22 protein-coding genes are annotated in these 20672 nt (G+C 26.2%); 19 read left to right on the top strand and 3 right to left on the bottom strand.

Annotation, left to right across the window (positions count from 1 at the left end):
• Positions 1 to 18: 18 nt before the first annotated feature.
• The 10 genes from CSBG_RS12195 to CSBG_RS17775 all read left to right on the top strand — a co-directional run bounded on the left by CSBG_RS12195 (position 19) and on the right by CSBG_RS17775 (position 9558).
• Positions 19 to 1368 (top strand): nucleobase:cation symporter-2 family protein, encoded by a 1350-nt coding sequence (locus CSBG_RS12195; RefSeq protein ID WP_008679918.1) that lies wholly within the window; start codon positions 19 to 21, stop codon positions 1366 to 1368.
• Positions 1369 to 1585: 217 nt separating this feature from the next.
• Positions 1586 to 2488, top strand: a complete 903-nt coding sequence (locus tag CSBG_RS12190; RefSeq protein ID WP_008679917.1) for a hypothetical protein — start codon at positions 1586 to 1588, stop codon at positions 2486 to 2488.
• Entirely contained in the window at positions 2489 to 3046 is a 558-nt protein-coding gene (locus CSBG_RS12185) for a hypothetical protein (RefSeq protein WP_008679916.1), read from the top strand. It abuts the gene before it with no gap.
• Positions 3047 to 3098: 52 nt separating this feature from the next.
• Complete coding sequence (locus CSBG_RS12180) at positions 3099 to 3383, top strand: hypothetical protein (protein ID WP_008679915.1); 285 nt, start codon at positions 3099 to 3101, stop codon at positions 3381 to 3383.
• 272 nt (positions 3384 to 3655) lie between these two features.
• Positions 3656 to 5506 carry a carbohydrate-binding domain-containing protein gene (locus CSBG_RS12175; protein ID WP_008679914.1) on the top strand — a complete coding sequence of 617 codons (1851 nt, stop codon included), beginning with the start codon at positions 3656 to 3658 and terminating at the stop codon, positions 5504 to 5506.
• Positions 5507 to 5942: 436 nt separating this feature from the next.
• A complete protein-coding gene (locus CSBG_RS12170) occupies positions 5943 to 6368 on the top strand; it encodes a hypothetical protein (RefSeq protein ID WP_008679913.1) in 426 nt (141 codons plus the stop codon).
• 14 nt (positions 6369 to 6382) lie between these two features.
• A complete protein-coding gene (locus CSBG_RS12165) occupies positions 6383 to 7045 on the top strand; it encodes a hypothetical protein (RefSeq protein ID WP_008679911.1) in 663 nt (220 codons plus the stop codon).
• Between the two features lie 6 nt (positions 7046 to 7051).
• A complete protein-coding gene (locus tag CSBG_RS12160; protein WP_008679910.1) occupies positions 7052 to 7474 on the top strand; it encodes a DUF2871 domain-containing protein in 423 nt (140 codons plus the stop codon).
• A 466-nt stretch (positions 7475 to 7940) separates the two neighbouring features.
• The gene (locus tag CSBG_RS12155; protein WP_008679907.1) at positions 7941 to 8273 is read left to right on the top strand and encodes a PadR family transcriptional regulator; all 333 of its coding nucleotides are present in this window, start codon (positions 7941 to 7943) and stop codon (positions 8271 to 8273) included.
• The gene (locus CSBG_RS17775; protein WP_008679905.1) at positions 8257 to 9558 is read left to right on the top strand and encodes a DUF2812 domain-containing protein; all 1302 of its coding nucleotides are present in this window, start codon (positions 8257 to 8259) and stop codon (positions 9556 to 9558) included. The genes CSBG_RS12155 and CSBG_RS17775 overlap by 17 nt, the downstream gene beginning before the upstream one ends.
• A gap of 135 nt (positions 9559 to 9693) precedes the next feature.
• Here CSBG_RS17775 and CSBG_RS12145 read toward each other — a convergent pair whose 3' ends face one another.
• Both CSBG_RS12145 and CSBG_RS12140 read right to left on the bottom strand, forming a co-directional pair.
• Complete coding sequence (locus CSBG_RS12145) at positions 9694 to 10383, bottom strand: DUF4956 domain-containing protein (protein WP_008679904.1); 690 nt, start codon at positions 10381 to 10383, stop codon at positions 9694 to 9696.
• A complete protein-coding gene (locus CSBG_RS12140) occupies positions 10377 to 11123 on the bottom strand; it encodes a polyphosphate polymerase domain-containing protein (RefSeq protein WP_008679901.1) in 747 nt (248 codons plus the stop codon). The genes CSBG_RS12145 and CSBG_RS12140 overlap by 7 nt, the downstream gene beginning before the upstream one ends.
• A 177-nt stretch (positions 11124 to 11300) precedes the next feature.
• Between CSBG_RS12140 and CSBG_RS12135 the strand changes: the two genes are divergently transcribed.
• From CSBG_RS12135 to tyrS, 8 genes are all read left to right on the top strand, one after another.
• Complete coding sequence (locus tag CSBG_RS12135) at positions 11301 to 11660, top strand: DUF3221 domain-containing protein (protein WP_008679899.1); 360 nt, start codon at positions 11301 to 11303, stop codon at positions 11658 to 11660.
• Between the two features lie 236 nt (positions 11661 to 11896).
• Positions 11897 to 12733 (top strand): PhzF family phenazine biosynthesis protein, encoded by an 837-nt coding sequence (locus tag CSBG_RS12130; RefSeq protein WP_008679897.1) that lies wholly within the window; start codon positions 11897 to 11899, stop codon positions 12731 to 12733.
• Positions 12734 to 12991: 258 nt separating this feature from the next.
• Entirely contained in the window at positions 12992 to 13510 is a 519-nt protein-coding gene (locus CSBG_RS12125; RefSeq protein ID WP_008679894.1) for a hypothetical protein, read from the top strand.
• 210 nt (positions 13511 to 13720) lie between these two features.
• Complete coding sequence (locus CSBG_RS12120; protein ID WP_008679892.1) at positions 13721 to 14197, top strand: hypothetical protein; 477 nt, start codon at positions 13721 to 13723, stop codon at positions 14195 to 14197.
• A 158-nt stretch (positions 14198 to 14355) separates the two neighbouring features.
• Positions 14356 to 14967, top strand: coding sequence for an NlpC/P60 family protein (locus CSBG_RS12115; protein ID WP_008679890.1), 612 nt, complete (start codon positions 14356 to 14358; stop codon positions 14965 to 14967).
• Between the two features lie 88 nt (positions 14968 to 15055).
• Positions 15056 to 15577, top strand: coding sequence for an RNA polymerase sigma factor (locus CSBG_RS12110; RefSeq protein ID WP_008679886.1), 522 nt, complete (start codon positions 15056 to 15058; stop codon positions 15575 to 15577).
• A complete protein-coding gene (locus CSBG_RS12105; RefSeq protein ID WP_008679885.1) occupies positions 15561 to 16949 on the top strand; it encodes a DUF4179 domain-containing protein in 1389 nt (462 codons plus the stop codon). The genes CSBG_RS12110 and CSBG_RS12105 overlap by 17 nt, the downstream gene beginning before the upstream one ends.
• A 643-nt stretch (positions 16950 to 17592) precedes the next feature.
• Entirely contained in the window at positions 17593 to 18801 is a 1209-nt protein-coding gene (gene tyrS / locus CSBG_RS12100) for a tyrosine--tRNA ligase (protein WP_008679884.1), read from the top strand.
• A 158-nt stretch (positions 18802 to 18959) separates the two neighbouring features.
• Here tyrS and CSBG_RS18325 read toward each other — a convergent pair whose 3' ends face one another.
• Positions 18960 to 19130, bottom strand: a complete 171-nt coding sequence (locus tag CSBG_RS18325) for a hypothetical protein (protein ID WP_008679883.1) — start codon at positions 19128 to 19130, stop codon at positions 18960 to 18962.
• An 802-nt stretch (positions 19131 to 19932) separates the two neighbouring features.
• Here CSBG_RS18325 and CSBG_RS12095 point away from each other — a divergent pair.
• Positions 19933 to 20658 (top strand): MurR/RpiR family transcriptional regulator, encoded by a 726-nt coding sequence (locus CSBG_RS12095; protein WP_008679882.1) that lies wholly within the window; start codon positions 19933 to 19935, stop codon positions 20656 to 20658.
• The last annotated feature ends 14 nt before the right edge of the window (positions 20659 to 20672 follow it).

Genomic DNA, 20672 nt, shown 5'->3' with positions numbered 1-20672 from the left:
ACAATGGAGGATGAAGTCATGGATAAAGCAAAAGCAACAGATGGAATTAACCTAACATATGGAGTTGATGATAATCCATCAATATCAGAAAAAATATTGTTTGGAATTCAGCATATATTTGCTGCATTTGGTGGAATAATAGTTGTTCCATTAGTTATATCTAGTGCATTAGGTTTTGATGCTAAAACAGGGACAGCATTAATAAGTGCATCAATACTTGCAGCTGGTCTCGCAACAATAATACAAGCTAAGGGTATAGGCCCAGTAGGTTCAAAAGTAGCATGCATAATGGGGACAGACTTTACTTTTGTATCACCATCTATTACAGTTGGATCAGTTTTAGGATTACCAGGAATAATTGGAGCTACTATTTTGGGTGCAGTTTTTGAAGTAGTACTTAGTTATTTTATAAGACCATTAATGAAGCTATTTCCACCACTAGTTACAGGAACAGTTGTATGTTTAATTGGTTTAACATTATTACCTGTATCAATAGATTGGGCTGCAGGGGGAAGTGGAGCTGCAGATTATGGTAGTATAAAAAATATATCAATTTCAATGCTTGTACTTTTTGGAACGTTATTACTAAATCGTTATGGAAAGGGAATGCTTAGCAGTGCATCAATACTTATAGGAATGGTTGTTGGGTATATTGTATGCATTCCACTTGGATTAGTAGATTTTACAGCAGTTAAAGAAGCAAGTTGGATTTCAATGCCTAAGATATTTGAATATGGAGTTACTTTTGATTTAAAAGCACTTATAGCATTTATTCCAGCATATTTCGTTACTGCAATTGAAACAGTTGGATGCTTAAAAGCAGTGGGAGAAGTTTCAGAAGTAGATATGACTGACAAACGTATAGGAGCTGGCGTATTATCAGATGGTATTGGAAGTATGATAGGTGGTGTCGTTGGTACATTACCGAATACTACATTTAGTCAAAACGTTGGATTAATACCTTTAACAAAAGTAGCTAGCCGTTATGTAGCAGTTATGGCAGGTATTATATTAGTTATATTAGGATTTTTACCTAAACTTGCAGCAATAGTTAATAGCATTCCTCAGCCTGTTTTAGGGGGAGTTGGAATAGTTATGTTTGGAACTGTTGCAGCAGCAGGAATAAAAACATTAAGTAAAGTAAAAATAAATGAACGTAATCTTTTAATAATAGCTACATCTATTGGATTAGGACTTGGAGTAACATTTAGACCAGAGTTTATTGCACAACTACCAGAAGGATTAAAAATGATTTTTGCATCAGGAATATCAACTGGGACAATAACAGCATTAATATTAAATGTAGTTTTAAAAGAAGACAAAGAAGAAATAGAAGTAGCAGATGAAAGTGATATAGAAGCAGCATAATAAATAAATGAAATAATAAAACCCTCAACAAATGAAATTGTTGGGGGTTTTAATTTATAAGTGAAAAGTTAAGAGTGAAAAAGTGAAAAGTTGAAGAAGTTTTGCTATGTAAAACATAACTATTGTATATTTAAGTATAATCAGTTATTATAATGAAATTTTATTGTATCTATTATATAATGAAATTATGTTCAATTTAGATATTTAGGGGGAGAAAATGAAAAATATTAATAAAGCTTTAAAAATTTCTATTGCCTTAATAGGGTTATCTTTAATAATAACACTTTTAGTATTAAGCAAACTGAAATTAGATAAGCCTGTATTTTTGAAAAATTATAAAGAAGTTGAGCTTATGGAAAATGAGGAAGTCTATTCAATTTCAGGTTTTGATATTGAATTGAAATACATAGCAAATATAAAAGATAAAAGAAAAGTATCATCTGTAACTTTTAAAGAAGCACCAGAATTAAATTTTTATGCAAGTGAAAATAATTCTATGGGATTAATGAGTTCTTATGATTACAGTAATGATAATATTGAAAGTCATGGTAGATATGGAGTACATACAGTTTTTTTAAGTTTAAACTCTCAAAAGTATGATTATGAATTTGATAAAGAACTTGAATTAAGTGAGGCAACTGTAACTTTTGATGATGGGCTTACTATGGAGGTTGATTTAGGAAAGGTAATACTATATAAGTACGATATGGATAAATATGATTATGATAAAAAGATATTGAAATGGCATAGTGTACAAAGCTCAAATGATGGCATTAGTAAAGTGGGATTTTTAGTTAATGATTACATAAGAATATCAAATGTTTATTCACCATTATTTGAGGATACTAAGGACTTATTTGATTTTAATATAGACAAGTTGGGAAGTATGGATAAGAAAGAGTTGATTTATAATAAAAATGAGAATTTATATTTTACTTCTAAATTTTATAATATAGATGATATAGAAAGAAAACTTTATAGTTACAATATAAAGCCTGTTATTTATTTTAAAGATGGAAGTGGAAATGATCATGAACAGAGAATAAATAATTTAACTTATAAACCTTACTTTAGTTTTAGTGATATTTATAAATATTTAAAAGTAAAGGGGAAAATATAAATGATTCGTGGTTATAAAAAAGTCTTTTGGGGAATATTTTTTACAGCTTTTCACTTTAATTTTGGACCTATTAAGATTTTACCAAACTTTATTGCAATATTGATTATGTCATCTGGAATAAGAGAAATATTGATTGATAATGAAAATGACTCACTTAACATGTCATTAAAGTTAAATAATATAAGCGCCTTTATTTCATTTATTACATTTGTATTACCATTTATGGGGATTGAAAACTTAGAGAGTAATATAATTTTTAATACTATATGGTTTAATTTAGGAAGTATTTTAGAAATTATAATTATAGTAAAACTTTTAGAAGGAACAACACAAATTTTATATGAAAAATATAATAGTGACTTAGGAAGAGAATATGAAAAGAAAGCAATAAAGTATCTTTGGTTATATTCAGTAGTAGTAATAGTAAGTAATTTTAATTTTATATTTATTTCAGAGGCTGTAGCACTAGTAACAGCTATATATGCATTAATAATAAAAATATGGATAATGTTATCATTTAAAAAACTATATAAAGATGATTTACAAATAGCTAAATAAATTTATGAAAATTTACTAATAATACTTTTATAGAAATATGGAGGTGTTATTAATGATTAAAGATATATTAAATGAATTGATACTTAAAAATTCAGAAAATCTATCTCAACATAATTTTGAGAGAAATACAGTATTAGGAATGAATAGAGATTTGGATAAATTAAAAATAAATGATGATATTTCTAATGAAGATATAATAGTTGATGAATATTCATCAAAAATAACCAATGCTTATGTAGAACTTAAGGACGTTGTAGAAAATAAGGACAAATATGAAATTTCAAAAGATGATAAAAATAAGGTTGATTTAAATTCATTAACTTTAAATAAAGAATAATATATTTAGAATAAAATTTAGATAGCACGTCTATGAAATGATAAGCTCTCTTTATAGTATACAGTTTAAATACTAAAAACTAATACTATAGAGGGAGTTTTTTTATTATTTTAGTTAGTACATACAAGATTGCTTTGGATTGGAATAAAATAACTGAATAAGTAAACTCATATATGTTTAATTTTTTGTAAGGTGGAATTTAAAAATCTTTTAAGATTAATTTAAGGTAGTAATGATATTATTTACTCAATGAAATTGTAGGAGGAAAATTTATGAGTAAAAAACTTATTGCTATATTATCAGTAATTTCTTTATGCATAGGAGTTACTGGATGCACAAATAAACAAGCGAATACCAATAAAACTTCCATAAGCAGTGAAAGAATTGAAAATGTAAATGTAAATGCTACTATAACTTTAGGAGATAACATTTCTATAGAAGGAAATGGAGCAGATGTAGAAGGAAACAAGGTTATAATAAATTCAGCAGGAACTTATAGAGTTTCAGGAACTTTAAGTGATGGGCAAATAGTAATAAATGCTGGAGATGAAGATAATGTAGAACTTATATTAAATGGTGCTAATATAAGTTGCTCTAATAGTTCAGCAATATATGTTAAGAATTCTAAAAATACATATATAATTTTAGCTGATGGAACAGAAAATCAAGTAACAGATGGAGAAAATTACGTGCTTGAGGATGAAGCCACTGATGAACCAAATGCTGCAATTTTTAGTAAATCTGACTTGTTTATTAATGGTACAGGGTCTCTTATAGTAAATGCTAATTATAATAATGGAATAACAAGTAAAGATGATTTAGAAATAGGAGATGCTAATATATCAGTAACTTCTGTACATGATGGTATTAGAGGAAAAGATTCTATTACAATAGCAAGTGGAAATATAACTATAAACTCACAATGTGATGGAATGAAATCTAACAATTCAGAAGATGAAGAAAGAGGATATGTATTAATTCAAGGTGGAACTATTAATATAACATCAGGTGAAGATGGAATACAAGCTGAAACAAATACTATAATCACTGGAGGAGATATAACTATTAAATCAGGTGGAGGAAGCGAAAATAGCAGTAAAGCTAGTAGCTCATGGGGAGCATTGGGAAATCCTAAAGACTTTGGACCTCAAGAAACAACACTAGAAGAAACTGAAAAAGCAAGTGCTAAGGGAATAAAAGCTGTAGTAGGAATAAAAATTGATTCTGGAAATATAAAAATTGATTCATCTGATGATTCAATACATTCTAATGGCAATGTAGAAATTAACGGAGGTAGTATTAATGTTTCATCAGGTGATGACGGTATTCATGCAGATTCAGTAATAGATATAAATGACGGAGATATTAATATATCAAAATCCTATGAAGGAATAGAAGCTGAAACAATAAATATCAATGATGGGAACATAAAATTAGTTGCAAGTGATGATGGTATTAATGCTGCAGGTGGAAATGATGGATCTTCAATGAATGGAAGACCAGGACAAAATAGTTTTGCTTCATCAGGTAATGGAACAATCAATCTTAATGGTGGAAAGATTATTGTAGATGCAAGTGGAGATGGTATTGATGCTAATGGATCAATATATATGAAGGAAGGAACTGTTATAGTAAATGGACCTGAAGATAATGGTAATGGAGCTTTAGACTATGATGGAAAGTTCGAAATTTCAGGTGGACTTCTAATAGCAGCAGGAGGAGCAGGTATGGCTCAATCACCAAGTACAACATCAACACAAAATTCAGTTAATATATTTACAAGCTTATCAGCAAATACATTAATTCGTATTGAAGACGAAAGTGGAAATGAAGTTATAACATTTGCACCAAGTAAAAATGCACAATCAGTTGTTATATCTTCACCAAATATTAAAACAAATGAATCTTATAAGGTTTATACAGGAGGAGAATCAACTGGAACGTCAATTGATGGATTGTATTCAGAAGGATCTTACTCAGGAGGAACTGAATTAGAAAGCTTCACAGCTGCAAGTACAGTTACAACTGTAGGGCAAGCAAGAGGAGGATTTGGAGAACCAGGTGGAGGAAGAATGCCAAGTCAAGACGGTGGTATGAGAGGGCAAGAAGGAATGCCACAATGAGAAATGCCTGTAATGCCTTAATATAAAGTTTATAAAAAGATATTACCTATATATATTATAAGATCTGTAGGTAATATCTTTTTATTTATGCTAACAGGGAAAGCGTATAAGGAAGTAGTTACTTAATTAAAAAATGTAGTAACTACATAGTACAAATAATTATGAATTTTATTCTATAAAGAATACTATTGACAAAATAAATGATAGAGTATAATATTCTTTATATGAACATGGTTCAATTTAAACTCAATATATAAAATATAGTCAAAATTTAAAATAGAAGTTTTTAAAATAAGTTATTAGTATATTTTAAAGATATGTTTTTTATAATAAATATAATAGATAAATATATTGTATAGAGGCTTTTAATACAAATGGTTTCTATAAAAATATAATTCAATATGAACAAAGTTCATATTACAAAGGAGGAATTTTTATGAAAATAAGAAAGGAAAAGCTATTAATATTAGCGAGTGCAGTATGGCTTATTGCAGGATTCAATATATTGCGAATAGGATTTATAAGTTATGTTAGCCATATCACTTTCTTGAACTTAATTCTTTCAACATTGGTGTTTGTGTTTTTTTGGTTCATAATTTTTAATAAACTCGTTACAAAGCATACAAATAGAATTCAAAACTATAAAGAAGAGATGCAGTTTGTTTTGAAATTTTTTGATATAAAATCATTTTGTATAATGGCTTTCATGATGACATTTGGTATTGGGATAAGAGTTTTTAGCCTTGTTCCAGAAGTATTTATTGCTGTTTTCTATTCTGGTTTAGGTTGTGCATTATTTGGTGCTGGAATTCTATTTGGTTATAACTATTTTAAGCTTGAAAGAAAAATATATAAAGTATAAGGAGGAAAATTAAAATGCAAGCAATTATGGAAACAACATTTGATGTTGTATATCTAATTACAGTAGTTACTTTAGGAATCATAATGATTATGAAAAACAATGGGAAAAAACAATATTTTTTATTTGGGGTTATGGCAGTAACATTAGGGGTAGGAGACTCATTTCACTTAGTTCCAAGAGCAATTGCATTATGTACTACAGGACTTGAAAATTATACATTTGCATTAGGAATTGGTAAGTTTATAACTTCAATAACAATGACTATATTTTATATACTACTTTATTATGTATGGCGTTTACGTTACAAAATTGAAGGGAAAAATGGAATAACATTAGCTATATATTTATTATCAATTACACGTATAATCTTATGTTTATTTCCGCAAAATGGTTGGACAAGCATAAATGCATCTTTAAGATGGGGAATTTATCGAAATATACCTTTTGCTTTGTTAGGAATATTGATAATTATTCTATTTTATCAAAGTGCAAAAGAAAATAATGATAAAAGTTTTCGTTTTATGTGGTTAACTATTGTATTGAGTTTTGCATTTTATATACCTGTAGTATTATTTGCAGATACTATTCCATTAGTAGGAATGTTGATGATTCCAAAAACTTGTGCATATGTTTGGACTGTATTAATAGGATTTAATAGTATGAATTCAAGGAGGTAGTTTTGTATGAAAAAGATATTGAACATTTCATTTATATATTTTTTACTAGCAATGGTAGGTGGAGTTTTTTACAGAGAATTTACGAAAGTTTTAGGATTCACAGGGCAAACAACATTGGGATATATACACGTACATTTAATAGTATTAGGTTCAATACTATTTTTAATTATAGCTCTATTTTGTAGAGATACAGAACTATTATATAACAAAACTTTTAAGAAATTCATGGTTATATATAATATTGGACTTCCACTTATGGTATGTATGATGCTAATTCGTGGAATTATACAAGCATTAGAATTACAAGTAACTAGTGCAGTGAATGGAATGATTTCAGGAATTGCAGGAGTATCTCACATACTTTTAATGATAGCTTTATGGATGCTATTTACATCATTGAAGAAAGTATTAGTTAATGAGGAAAAGTAGAGATTATAAATTATAATTAAAAATTATAGTTAATAGCAATTTGTAAAAGAATGTGTATAGTATTGTTAAGCAGTGAGGGGTTAGCCACGCACTGCTTATATAGTTCTTGAAAAAATAGGGGATAGAAAGAAAGATTATAATACCAATTTCAATATTAGAAGATAATACCGAAAGAGATAATTTCATTAATGAATTAAAATCAAGGATAAGAGAATGATTTTATTAAAATATTGGAGCAATTAAAAAAGTATTCTAAAATAAGAATAAAGTTTAAAGTTTAAATATATGTTTTAGTTATAAATTAAAGGGTCTCATTTCGTGAGTCCCTTTGTTTGGTATTGGAAGAAGGAATATTTTAAAAGTCTTATTGACAATATTGATACTCGATATTAAACTTGTTATATAAGATAAAAAATTTTTTTTTATATTTTTAATATCGAGTATCGATGTTTGGAGGCGATTAAAGATGCCAAGAGAACAGTTTCAAAATTTAACTGAGCCAATGTACTATATATTAATATCTTTAATAGAAGAGCGATGTGGTGTAGATATAATGGCATCAGTTGAAGAAATATCAAAGGGAAGAGTTAAGGTCGGACCAGGAACATTATATGCTTTACTTGGTAGATTTGAGAAAGAAGGAATCATTAGAGAAACTGAAGTTGTAGGGAGGAAAAGAAGCTACATAATAACAAATAAAGGATTAGAAATATTAAAAGATGAATATAATCGTTTAATTCTGTTAGTTGAAGATGGGAAATCTTTTTTAGGAGGATATAATAATGGTATTGGTAAATAAGAAGTGGGTTATATTTAGTTTTTTACCTTATGAGTATAAAAGTTTAGAAGAATATCTAGAAAAAATGGCATTAAAGGGATGGGTATTAGAGAATATGATGGGCTTATTCCTAAAATTTAAAAGAAGTGAGCCTAAAAATTTGAAATATTCAGTTGATATAATGGATAGTGTATCGTTCTTTGATGGAAAAGATAGCGAAAGTTTATTGGAGTACAGAGAGTATTGTAAAGAAGCTGGATGGGAATTTATTTGCGGAAGAGAAAAAATACAAGTTTATTGTAGTGAAATAGATCAAGAAAGAATAGATATTCATACAGATGAAGTTGAAAAGTTTAATACTATTTGTAAAGCATCATTAAAATATGTTAGCTTAAATTTTATAACTTTAGTATTTCTTTTATACTCACAATATATTATAACAATAGGAAGCTCAGATGGGCATTTTTTAGCAAGTCCATTAAGTTTAGGAAGTCTTTTATTTGTTAGTACTTTCTCAATACATGAGATTATAGGATTAATAACATTTTTAATATTCAATATTAGAGGTAAATTATTAATAAGTAAAGGAAAAAAAATATCTTATAATTTTAAAGTTATTGCTTTGATTAAGAGAACTATTTATAAGGTGCTATTTATCTTAACTGTTATAGCTTTTATATTTTATGGTATGAAATCTGATTTAGAGTTTATTAAGATATGTGTTGCGTTTATCTTATTAATAGCTTTATTAAATTATATAGTTAGATTTGTTAAAAATAAGAATTATAAAAATAAAAAAACTATAATTTCAAGTGTATATATATTATTAACATTAGTGATATTTTTTATTATGACAAATATAATTTTTAGAAATATAGATACAAGAGATTATAAACTTGATGATGAAATGTTAGAAAAAGTAGCTACTTTAAGATTAGAGGATTTTAATGATATTAGTAAAGATGATTCACTATACTACAGATTAGAAAAATCTCCAATAGCATCATATTTATTTTATAGCTGTGAAGGAGAAAATGATTATTTAAGTTATCATGTTTTTGAAAGTAAATATAAATGGGCAGTTAGATATAATTTGAATAAAACAATAGATTTTGATAATAAAGCTGGTATAGAATATATTGAAAAGCAAACTAGTTTACCAAATGACATAAAGGTTTATATGAATGAACGTGGACATCAATATATAATTATTTCACCTAATAAGATGGTAGAGATATCAACAATTGAAGGAATAAGTGAAGATGAATTAATTAATATGGCTTATGAAAAATTATTTAGTAATTAGTAACATCAGTAATAAAATATAGATAAAAGAAGATAAATAAAATATGTGAAATAAGTATATATCGAGCCTAGTACTTCTTTGTACAGCTATTTAACTTATGAAACATACTTTATTTATCTTTGCTTTTATAGTAATTTAGTTATAAACTTTTTCTTCAAAACCAGCAAAATTTAATGAAATGTTTAAATTACCGTTTTTGCATCTTAATTCATCTATAAATTTCTTTTGATTAGCGTCAAGTTTAATATGGATTATATAATGAATTTCAAATAGTGATCCAAAATCTCTAGTTTTAATAGTTTCAATATGCCATGAATTTGTGTATTTATTAAGGATATCATCAAAAATACCATCATAATTTAAGTCTTCAGGAATTGTGATTTTAAGCTTAGATGTTTTTGTTTTTGGCATAGCAAACTTTGTTGCGTCTAATATTAAGGTTAAAGCACATAGTATTAATGTAAATATAAAAGCATATCCTATATAACCCATGCCACAAGTTAGACCAACAGCTAAAGTAAAGAATACATAAGTTATATCCTTTGGATCTCCAGGTGCGCTTCTAAAACGAATAATTGAAAAAGCTCCAGCTAAGCTAAATGCTCTAGCAACATTATTTCCAACTAGAAGTATGATAATTGCAATTATAACAGGTAACATTATAAGAGTTATTGTAAATCCTGTTGCATATCCTTCTTTTTTATGTGTCTTCATATATGCAAGGCTTATAATTAAGCCAAGAACAATTGAAGATATTATAATAAATAGTGCGTTAAATAGTGTGAATGATTCTCCATTCGTTGATGTAATTATAGTTTCTAACATACATCTTTCCTCCCTGTATCATAGTTTTTATTTAAACAATATCTCATATATTCATTTCCATATTTAGAAAAGTGAGTATTGTATATCTCTAAATCTGAAAGAATTTTAGTAAACCAAACTGGAATAGCACCTAATATTTTTACTTCCATAAGGTAGTGTTTTTTATCTAATAGTCTATCACCAAAACTACCATCTTCAAGGAAGAGGTTATCACGTCTAGTTATTATATTAGAATCAAAAGTTATTCTGAAATCATTATCATTCTTTGCAAAGAAAGCTTTCCTACTATAGCTTATATATACAGTTGGATGAATATCATGATTACTTATGTGATATTCTATTTCATTGAGAACTTGATTATTTAAATAATCAGAAGTCTCAGGTCTTTTCCCTAACTCTAAAAATTTATAAGCTTCATTTAGAGTTAAAGTAGCTCTACGTTTATTTACAATTCCATTAATTTTTTTCTTTAATTCAAGAAAAACTTTATCATCTTTACTAGTAGGTATACTGTAACTTCTTAATCTAAGTTTTTCTTTATAGTAAGGTTTATTAATAGAATGTCTAATTATTTGATTATCATCAGTATCATAATATATATTGTAAATACTGTAGTTCTGTCCAAACTTACAGAATTTATCTGGATTCATATATTTTGATAAAATTGGAATAAGTGCGTTATATTGATTTTCATCTAATATAAATTTTTTTTCATATCGTTGAAATGATTTTATTGCCATATAAATACCTCCCATAGAATTGATATCTTATGAGGTAATTATATAAAGATAACCTTAAAGAAATCTTAAATTAGTAATTACTTTTGTTAGATTAAGATATAATTAAATATGTAAAAATAGTAAAATGATATTAATTATAAAACTGGAAAGCTAAATATATATTTAAAGGGGATGATTATGATAAGTGGTAAAAAGGTATATTTGCTTTTATTAATATTTATTATATTTATGATTTCAGGCTGGACTTTAACTAAAGAAAATAATAATAAAGTAGCTATAAGGGGATTAGTAACAGAAAAAAGTCAAGAAGATGAAATAGGTTATATCTTAGTAGAAGGAAAGATTGAAGAGGATACAGAGTTTGATAAAGCAAGTGTTTCAATAAATACAAAGACGAAGATAATAAATGAAAAAAGTGATGAAAAATTAAATTTATCAGATCTTAAAGTAGGAGATGTGGTAGAAGTAATAATTGATGGACCAGTAAGAGAAAGTTATCCAGTTCAAATTGATGCCAAGATTATAAGAATAAAGTAAAAGTTAGGTATAGGTATGAAATTTAATTATAAGTATATATGAATATGTAGTTTAATAATTTCAGTATTATGATGTGAATGGTTATGACTTATTTAAGCTTAATTTACCTTATAATATTAAGTCTTTTAATTATATAAATAGTTAATATAATATATATAATGGAAATTTAAAAGTAAATATAACTAAATATTATTTTAATGTAAGTAAATATTATTATGAAATAGCAGGAGGAAAATGTGAAAAATAAAATTAAAATATATCAAGTAGATGCATTTACTAGTGAATCATTTAAAGGAAATCCAGCAGCAGTTTGTATTTTAGAAGATGACATAAGTGATGAATTAATGAAAAATATTGCCCAGGAAATGAATTTATCAGAAACAGCATTTGTTAAGCATTTAAAAAATTCTAATATAGGTAAAGGTAATTTATTTTCTTTAAGATGGTTTACTCCAGAAGTTGAAGTTGATTTATGTGGTCATGCAACTATAGCAACATCTAAAGTTTTATTTGATGAGTTTAATATAAAAGAGCAATATATTAAATATGAAACTAAAAGTGGACTACTTACATCTAAAAAGAAAGATGAAAAGATAAGTTTAGATTTTCCAATAGATAAGGCTTTAGATTTTAATTTAACACAAGATATATTAGATGCTATGGGAATAAGAAGTTACTCAAAAGCTATAATAGGTGAAAAAACAAGAAAACTTGTTATAGAAGTAAAAGACAAAGAGAATATAATAAATTTAAAACCAAATTTTGAAATATTAAAATCACTAAAGTTTAAAAGTGATGTAAAAGGAATAGGTGTTACTTGTAGAGGAAATGAAAAATATGATTTTATTTCAAGATATTTTAATCCATGGGCTGGTATAAATGAAGATCTGGTTACAGGCTCAGTTCATACTTTACTAGCAAATTATTGGAGTAATAAATTAAATAAAATGGATATGAATGCTTATCAAGCTTCAAATAGGAGTGGAGAAATTTCATTAAAATTATTAGAAAATGATAGAGTAAAATTAAGCGGAGAAACTGTTATAGTACTAAGAGGAGAGTTATATTTATAATTTCAGGATATCTAATGTGATATCCTTTTATTTTTATAGAATTAATTAGAATGAATATGCTAAAGTGAATTTAATTATATAGTGGAGATTATTTTTAGTAATAGCGAGAGGAAAAAGAAGACGTATTAAAAGCAAAACTAAACTTTAAATATGTTTTTTATATGTCAATTTAAATATATATGAATATACTATTGTATCTAATAGAATATCGATGATATACAAGAAAATAATTCTTTAATTAGCAGGAGGATATAATTAATGAGAACTTTTTATGATGAATCTGAATTAGATACAGTTGATGACGGAGAATTTATAAAAATGCATTTAGAGTTGGAAGAGGATCTAAAAAAAGAAATGGGAATAGTTAAAAAAGATGATAAAATTGAAGAGGAAGAAGAAGATTGTTTTGAAGAAATTTCAAATCAAAACTACACACCACTTGAATCAAATTGCAAATCTGAAATTCATATTAATCCAGAAAATAAAATAATATATGTATGTCCAAAAACAGCTCAATATTTTTTAGCATCTTCATCAAAATGTTGTGGTCCAATTAATGTAAAATATATCGGTCATGGATTTAATCAAAAGTTTAAGAAGGTTAATGGAGACCTAGGAACTTATTTTATCTTAAATTCAGGAATATTATTTATTCCGAATGAACGCTTAAGGCCAGGGGAAATTGATGTATTGCCTTTTGAAGCATTTGATGGATGTAATAAATTTAAATTTGATGTGGTTTTTACATTTGATCCATGTAAGTGCTGCAAAAAATAAATTGCAGCTATAAAAGATAGGGGCTAAACAGACATCTTAATAGGCATTTAAGATGTCTGTTTTATATAGAAATTATGCTTAAATCAATAAATAAAACTTTCTTAATAGTTTACTATATGAATGTTTTAAATTTCAAACATATTATAATGTGTTTAATTTAAGGTTCAAATGTATGTTATTAAATTAAATCTATATTAGGAGGATATGAGTGTGGAAAGATTAGATTATAATGATCTTAATAAATATAGAGAAGAAATAAATGGATATTTATTTGAAAATATAAATAAAGAAACATATGAGATTAAAGAAAAAAGTGAAAAAATAATACCAGATATAAAACAAACTCCACTACAAGCAAATTGTAGATTAGAAATGCATATCGAATCTGAAAACAAAGTAATATATGTACGTCAATGTAGAGCTCAATATTTTCTGCTATCATCATTAAAATGCTATGATAATGTTAACGTAAAATATATGGGACCTAATTATAATGAAAGGTTCAATGAAATATGTGGAGCTATCGGAAATTATTATATATTAAATGCAGGAATACTATTAGTTCCCAAAAGAAGAATAAGACCTGGTGCAATTGATATATTACCTCTAGTTGCATATGATGGTGATAATTATTATAGGTTTGAAGCTATATTTAATTATGTACCATACCAATGTTGGAATAGATAAAAATATGATAGATTTATAAGTGAAATGAGCTGTTTTTAATTTAGCAGCTCATTTTAATTTATAATTAATTATTTCTTAATTAAAAAGTAATTATGAAAAGTGAGAGCTCTAATGTAAAATTAACTATATAAAGGAAATTATTTGAAAGGGGTTTTAAGATGAGAATCATAAGGGTAAATAAAAATATAGTTTTTATATTAGGTTTAATATTTTTATTAGTAGTTGGAATTTTAGTATTTAATAATTTATATAAGAAAGATAATTATGAAAATGAAGGTATAAATATGACAGAAGAAGAAAAGGCAGTTGTAAATAAAGTTATAGAATTGGCAGAAGAAAAAATAGGATTAGAATATGTATGGGGTGGAAAAGGTGAGATTATGAGTGAGGAGAGATTAGATGAACTTATAGGTTATTATGGAGAAGACTATTATCCATTAAAGAGAGAAACATACATAGGAAATCAGGCTTTTGATTGTTCAGGATTAACTTACTTTGCATATAGAGAAGTTACGGGTGTTGAGATTGGTTATTCAACTTTTGATCAAGAAGATATATTACAAGGGTATGAAGTTGATAAAGAAGATATACAGCCAGGAGATCTAGTTTTTACACCAGGACATGTAGTTTTATATAAGGGAAAAGGTGAAATGATAAATGCATATAATAAATTACCATATCCAATTGGTGGAGTAAAAAAAAGCAAGATTTATTTAAATGATGAAAGTGTAATATATAGACCAATAGATTATATAAATTCTTTAAAATAATAAAAGCTTAGGGAACTTTTTAGTCACTATACAACTCTTAGGTATATAGGTTAATATTTAAGGAGACAAGATTTGGGAGGGAAGAAGCTTGGAACTTGAGGTTAAGAAGGCTATAAATGGTGATAAAGAAGCTCTTTTAAAACTGATAATGAGTGAAAAAGATAACTACTATAAATTAGCTTATGTATATATGAAAAATGAGCATGATGCCTTAGATATATTACAAGAAATGATAGTAGTTTTATATAAAGAAATTCCAAAGCTTAAAAAGCTTGATTCGTTTTACAGTTGGAGCAAGACAATACTTGTTAATCTATGTAAAAAGGAATTATCTAAGAGAAAGAAATATGAAGAAGTTAATTTAGAGAATATGACAGCTGAAAATGCTTTTAATGAATCAGAAAATAAAATTTATTTAAAATCTCTTATAGAAAATTTAAATGATAATCAAAAAGAAGTTATTAGACTTAGATATTATTTAGATTATACTTATGAAGAAATTTCTGAAATCATGGAAATACCATTAGGAACTGTAAAATCTAGAATAAATAAAGGTATTAACAAAATAAGAAAAATTATAGGTGGTGATATAAATGATGGATTTAGATAAAGAGTTAGATAACCTAAAAGAAAAGGATTTAAAAGCTCCACCACAATTTGAAAATTTAATGAAAGAAGCTTTAAATGATGTAAAAAGAGAAAATAAGAAGAAACTAAATTTAAATAATAAATATTTAAAAATAGCTTTAATATTTATAGCATTTATGTTTATTTTTAATTTAAGTACAGTGTCTGCGATGATAAAAAAGTTAATAGGATATGATGATTATTTTTCTTATAATAGCTACGTGAAAAAGCTTAATAATAAGGGAGAACTTCAAGAGGTTAATGAATCAGTAGAATTTAGTAATGGTAAAAAAGTAACAATAGAAGCAATTGTTTATGATAATAAGTATCTTTCTGTTTTTATGAGAGGAAGTATTGTTTATGTAGATAGATTTTTACCAACAGATGAGCCACCTGAAGAATATGATTCTACTAAACCTAAATCTGATATAAGAATTTTAGATGGAAATTTTGCATCAGGCTCAAGTGCATTTAGTGAAAAAGATAAAAATGGAGATACATTAAGTGTATGGACATTTAAAATAGGAGAAAGCAAAAATGAGTTTACTTTGGAAATTACAGAAGAAGGAGAAGCTAAGGAGATAACTATAGATATAGACTCATCTAAGATAGTTGATATTAAAAATATAAAACCAGCTAATAATGAAATTGAAATAGATGGAGTAAGGTTTGTAGTAAATAATTTGAGGATAAGCCCTTTAGCTATAAATTTAGATTATTCAGTAGTTTCAGATGATGAAGAAAAAATTAAGGCTATTAAAAAAAATGATGGAAATTTCTTTAATGAAGGCATAAATTTCAGTCCTAATATAGAAGGAAGAAATATTGAAAGAATGGGGGTAGTTGCATATGATGAAAAGGAAATATTAAGTAATGGAATTAGAATAGTTGAAAACTTTGTTTTAAAGGATTTAGCTATAGATAAATTTAATAAGGCTAAGATAGTTGTTGAAAGAGCTAATTTTAGTGAAGATTTAAATATTGATATTAAGAGTAATATTAAAGATACTTGGATAAATGATAATTTATTTATAGAAGAGTTAAAATATGATGAAAGTAAGGAAGTAGTAGATATAGCTTATTGGAGTAAGTATAAGAAAATATGGTTTGAAAAATATTTACCTTATGAAATACTTCCTTATAATGGTATTATTTCTCTTGAACCATCTTCTAATAAAAGTAATATAAAATATTATTTAGGAGAAGATTATAGAAAATTTGTATTTATGAGAAGACAGTTATACATTGGAGACGGAGATAAGTTATTTGATAGTAAGAAGCTATTTGTTTCCAATAATAAAGCATTAAATATTAAGAAAAAAGATAGAAGCATAAAAATTAAAATTAATTATTGATTAATTAAAAAGTTATAAGAATATTGACAATATTAAAAATAAGATTTATAATCCATATTAATAATAAGCATAACGAAGATTTATAAGTAATTATATTTCGGAGTATAAGATTATGAAAAGCTGTGATAAGAACAAGTAGTAATTAGTAAGGCTTACAGAAAGTAACCGGTTGATGAGAGGTACAAGATAAGCTAATTATGAATACATCTTTGAGCTTCACACCAAATGGAGTTGTTTTAAATACAATGATATGAAAAATGAGATTTATCTTAAATTTTTATTTTACATTATTAATTTTTCATTGTACTACAGCACCTAGTAGGCTGTGACGTATTCCTTGCACACGTTATAGTGCTAGAGTATTACCTAGATATTTTATGGAGTACTTGAAAAGGTAGACAATGTGAGTTGTCTATGAACTTAAGGTGGTAGCACGAAGATTTATCTCTCGTCCTTTTGATATAAAGGACGGGAGTTTTTTATTTTTATATGTAAGTTTGAGTTGACTTGGAGCGAAGCGCGGAATAAGTAAACTTATATATGTCCACTATTAGTTCAAATAGTTTTATTAAATAGCCTTTCGTAAAGTTATTCTTATAGAACTTGCTTGTATTTTAAATAATATAAGAGGAGTGTTAAAAAAATGAAACAAACAATTGATGAGCAAATTAAAATTATTAAAAAAGGAGCAGATACAATAGTTAATGAAGAAGAGCTTAGAAAAAAGTTAGAAAAAGCTGAAAAAAATAATAAACCATTAATTATTAAATTAGGTCTGGATCCAAGTGCACCAGATATACATCTTGGTCATGCTGTAGTTTTACGTAAAATTAAGCAAATGCAAGACTTAGGTCATAAGGCAGTAATTGTTATTGGGGATTTTACAGGAAAAATTGGAGATCCAACAGGAAAGGCAAAGGGAAGAAAAGCATTAACTGATGAAGAAGTATTAAGAAATGCAGAAACTTATAAAACTCAAATTTTCAAAGTTTTAGATGAAAGTAAGACAGAAGTTCGTTTTAATAGCGAATGGCTTTCAAAATTAAATTTTAATGATGTTTTAAAATTAGCAGCAACTACTACTGTAGCCCGTATGTTAGAAAGAGATGATTTTCAAAATAGATATAAAAATAATGTACCAATAGGAGTTCATGAGTTCTTTTATCCTTTAATGCAAGCTTACGATTCAATAGCTCTTAAGGCTGATATAGAACTTGGTGGTACTGATCAAACATTTAATATTTTAATGGGAAGAACACTTCAAAAGACAATGGGAGAAGAAGGGCAAGTTGCAATGTTTATGCCGATTTTAGAAGGCTTAGATGGAATTGAAAAAATGAGTAAAAGTTTAGGAAATTACATTGGTGTAAATGAACCTGCAAATATTATGTTTAAAAAAGTGATGGAGGTTCCAGATAGCTTAATTATAAAATACTTTGAATTAGCTACTGATGAACATCCAGATAAAATAGATGAAATAAAAAATAGATTAGATAGAGGTGAAAATCCTAGGGATATTAAATTAGAACTTGCACAGATAATAACGAACTTATACCATTGTGAAAATGAAGTGAAATCAGCAATGGAGTTCTATAATTCAGCTTTTACTAAAAAGGAAATTCCAGATGATATACCTAATTTAACCGTAGAAAGTAATAAGCTTAGGGATATTGTTTCAAATTTAGTAAGTGAGAAATATGTGTCAAGTAAAAAAGAATTTACTAGGCTTGTTGAACAAGGTGGAGTTCAGATTAATGGAGAAAAAATAAATAGTTTAGATATAAATTTATTAACACAAGATGTAATAAAAATAGGAAAAAAGAAGTTTGTAAAACTTAAAATAAATGCTTAAAACTAATAAAAATAACCCTGCTTTATATTGCAGGGTTATTTTAGTAGATTGAAATTTTTTACTATATCTTTTTTTAATTATTAATTATATAATTAATAGTAGTAAAATAGTAATTATTATTATGCTTATTTAATCAAAATGTTAAATGAAAGCATATATTATTTATTATGAGATAACTTTGATCTTTTAGTAAATTTTTTACCGTTTGAATGAGCACCTTTCTTTTTACCATTTTCAATTCCAATTTCTGCACCAGATTCTGAATACATTTTTCTAAGTTCAGCATTTGATTTAGGACGATCTTTTCTTCTGTTTTTGTTATTATCCATTTCAATTACCTCCTAAAGTATAAGTGTCTATGTTAGTTTCCCACAAGATAATTAAAAAATATTATTAAAATATGACTTGAAATAGTATTTATTATTACTATAGGGAGAAGTTGTATGTTTAAATTTAAATTTGAAATTTAAACATATATAAATAGATAATTATATGAATAAATTTAAATAATTAGTAAAATGAGGTTAAGATTAAATGGTTTGCAAGGGGTGCCTATATGGATGAGAGATAAATTTATAAAGGGTGTAACGAAACGTGATACCAATTGAATGATAAATTTATTAACTTTTATTATTTGATATGGATAATATCAGCGTAGGAAGGCTTATAAGTTATGACTATGACATAGATGGATATGCTGTTGTATCAGCAATTTTAGATAAAGATTACATAGAAAAAGAATAAAAATATAGATTAATAAAATAAATTCAATTATATAAACAATCAATATTTTTATTAAGATACCTCTTTTAATTATATTTAAGAAATAAATATCATCATATTTTTAAATTTAAATAGAAGTTATCAGAAAAAGTTAATGGTATGTATTTTGAAAATAAATATGATAATATATTATAGATACTTTGATTAAATACTTTAATACCTAAAAGTAATAACATATTAAATAAGTTTTTAAGCAGAAGTTCAAATTAAAAGTATAAATTATTTGATTTTTTATATAGGTTACTAAGAGACTAACTTTATTTATATAATCTCAATTACTTGTGGATTTTATTAAAACGCTCTCTTTATGTTAACTTATATTATGGTCATTTAAATTGGAGGTATCTTATGAAGTTTGATATTTATAAAATTGCTGATAATTATAAGTTAACAGAGACAGAAAGACAAATACTTGAATATATATTAAAAAATATTGATAATGTCTTAGATAAGGGAGTAAGGGAAGTTGCACAAGCTAATTATACTTCTGCAACAACAATAATTAAATTATCAAAAAAGTTAGGATACACTGGATATGTTGATATGCTATATAGATTGAATTTTATAATAAAGAATAATGAAAAAAATCAGGAGCGTACATCCGATATAACTAGTTTTATTGATGAAATAGATAAAAGTACAATAGATTCCTTTATTGATAATCTTATAAAGCATAGAAAAGATATAATTTATATTACAGGTACAGGATTTTCATCACCAATTGTAGATTTTTTTTGTAGGAAGATGCTTGTATTAGGTTTTAAATGTATTAAAACAAATTCTTATGGAGTATATGATAATAACCAGATAGGGGGAGCTTTAGTAATAGGTATATCCAAAAGTGGAGAAACAGAAAGTGTAACAAAAGTTATAGATTATGCAGCAAAAAATAAATTAGATATAATAACCTTTACTGGCAGACCTAATAGTCATATGGCAAAACAATCTACGATACATTTTTCTATATTAGATGATAAAGAGTTAGATGATAGAAATATTACATCAAATTACTTCTATGCAAGAGTAATGATTGTAATGGAATACTTATTAGATAAGGCAATGAATAGTTTATAAAGGTTTAAAGAAAC

This window comes from Clostridium sp. 7_2_43FAA (assembly GCF_000158375.2).
In the GTDB taxonomy this organism is placed as follows: Bacteria; Bacillota; Clostridia; order Clostridiales; family Clostridiaceae; genus Clostridium; species Clostridium tertium.
The sequence above is the reverse complement of the archived record's forward strand: the minus strand, read 5'-3'. Positions and strand labels throughout refer to the sequence as shown.

Bases quoted from the DNA above. Each gene is read 5' to 3' on its own strand.
- CSBG_RS12195 (WP_008679918.1), top strand. From the start codon at position 19: ATGGATAAAGCAAAAGCAACAGATGGAATTAACCTAACATATGGAGTT.
- CSBG_RS12190 (WP_008679917.1), top strand. From the start codon at position 1,586: ATGAAAAATATTAATAAAGCTTTAAAAATTTCTATTGCCTTAATAGGG.
- CSBG_RS12185 (WP_008679916.1), top strand. From the start codon at position 2,489: ATGATTCGTGGTTATAAAAAAGTCTTTTGGGGAATATTTTTTACAGCT.
- CSBG_RS12180 (WP_008679915.1), top strand. From the start codon at position 3,099: ATGATTAAAGATATATTAAATGAATTGATACTTAAAAATTCAGAAAAT.
- CSBG_RS12175 (WP_008679914.1), top strand. From the start codon at position 3,656: ATGAGTAAAAAACTTATTGCTATATTATCAGTAATTTCTTTATGCATA.
- CSBG_RS12170 (WP_008679913.1), top strand. From the start codon at position 5,943: ATGAAAATAAGAAAGGAAAAGCTATTAATATTAGCGAGTGCAGTATGG.
- CSBG_RS12165 (WP_008679911.1), top strand. From the start codon at position 6,383: ATGCAAGCAATTATGGAAACAACATTTGATGTTGTATATCTAATTACA.
- CSBG_RS12160 (WP_008679910.1), top strand. From the start codon at position 7,052: ATGAAAAAGATATTGAACATTTCATTTATATATTTTTTACTAGCAATG.
- CSBG_RS12155 (WP_008679907.1), top strand. From the start codon at position 7,941: ATGCCAAGAGAACAGTTTCAAAATTTAACTGAGCCAATGTACTATATA.
- CSBG_RS17775 (WP_008679905.1), top strand. From the start codon at position 8,257: ATGGTATTGGTAAATAAGAAGTGGGTTATATTTAGTTTTTTACCTTAT.
- CSBG_RS12145 (WP_008679904.1), bottom strand. From the start codon at position 10,383: ATGTTAGAAACTATAATTACATCAACGAATGGAGAATCATTCACACTA.
- CSBG_RS12140 (WP_008679901.1), bottom strand. From the start codon at position 11,123: ATGGCAATAAAATCATTTCAACGATATGAAAAAAAATTTATATTAGAT.
- CSBG_RS12135 (WP_008679899.1), top strand. From the start codon at position 11,301: ATGATAAGTGGTAAAAAGGTATATTTGCTTTTATTAATATTTATTATA.
- CSBG_RS12125 (WP_008679894.1), top strand. From the start codon at position 12,992: ATGAGAACTTTTTATGATGAATCTGAATTAGATACAGTTGATGACGGA.
- CSBG_RS12115 (WP_008679890.1), top strand. From the start codon at position 14,356: ATGAGAATCATAAGGGTAAATAAAAATATAGTTTTTATATTAGGTTTA.
- CSBG_RS12105 (WP_008679885.1), top strand. From the start codon at position 15,561: ATGATGGATTTAGATAAAGAGTTAGATAACCTAAAAGAAAAGGATTTA.
- tyrS (WP_008679884.1), top strand. From the start codon at position 17,593: ATGAAACAAACAATTGATGAGCAAATTAAAATTATTAAAAAAGGAGCA.
- CSBG_RS18325 (WP_008679883.1), bottom strand. From the start codon at position 19,130: ATGGATAATAACAAAAACAGAAGAAAAGATCGTCCTAAATCAAATGCT.
- CSBG_RS12095 (WP_008679882.1), top strand. From the start codon at position 19,933: ATGAAGTTTGATATTTATAAAATTGCTGATAATTATAAGTTAACAGAG.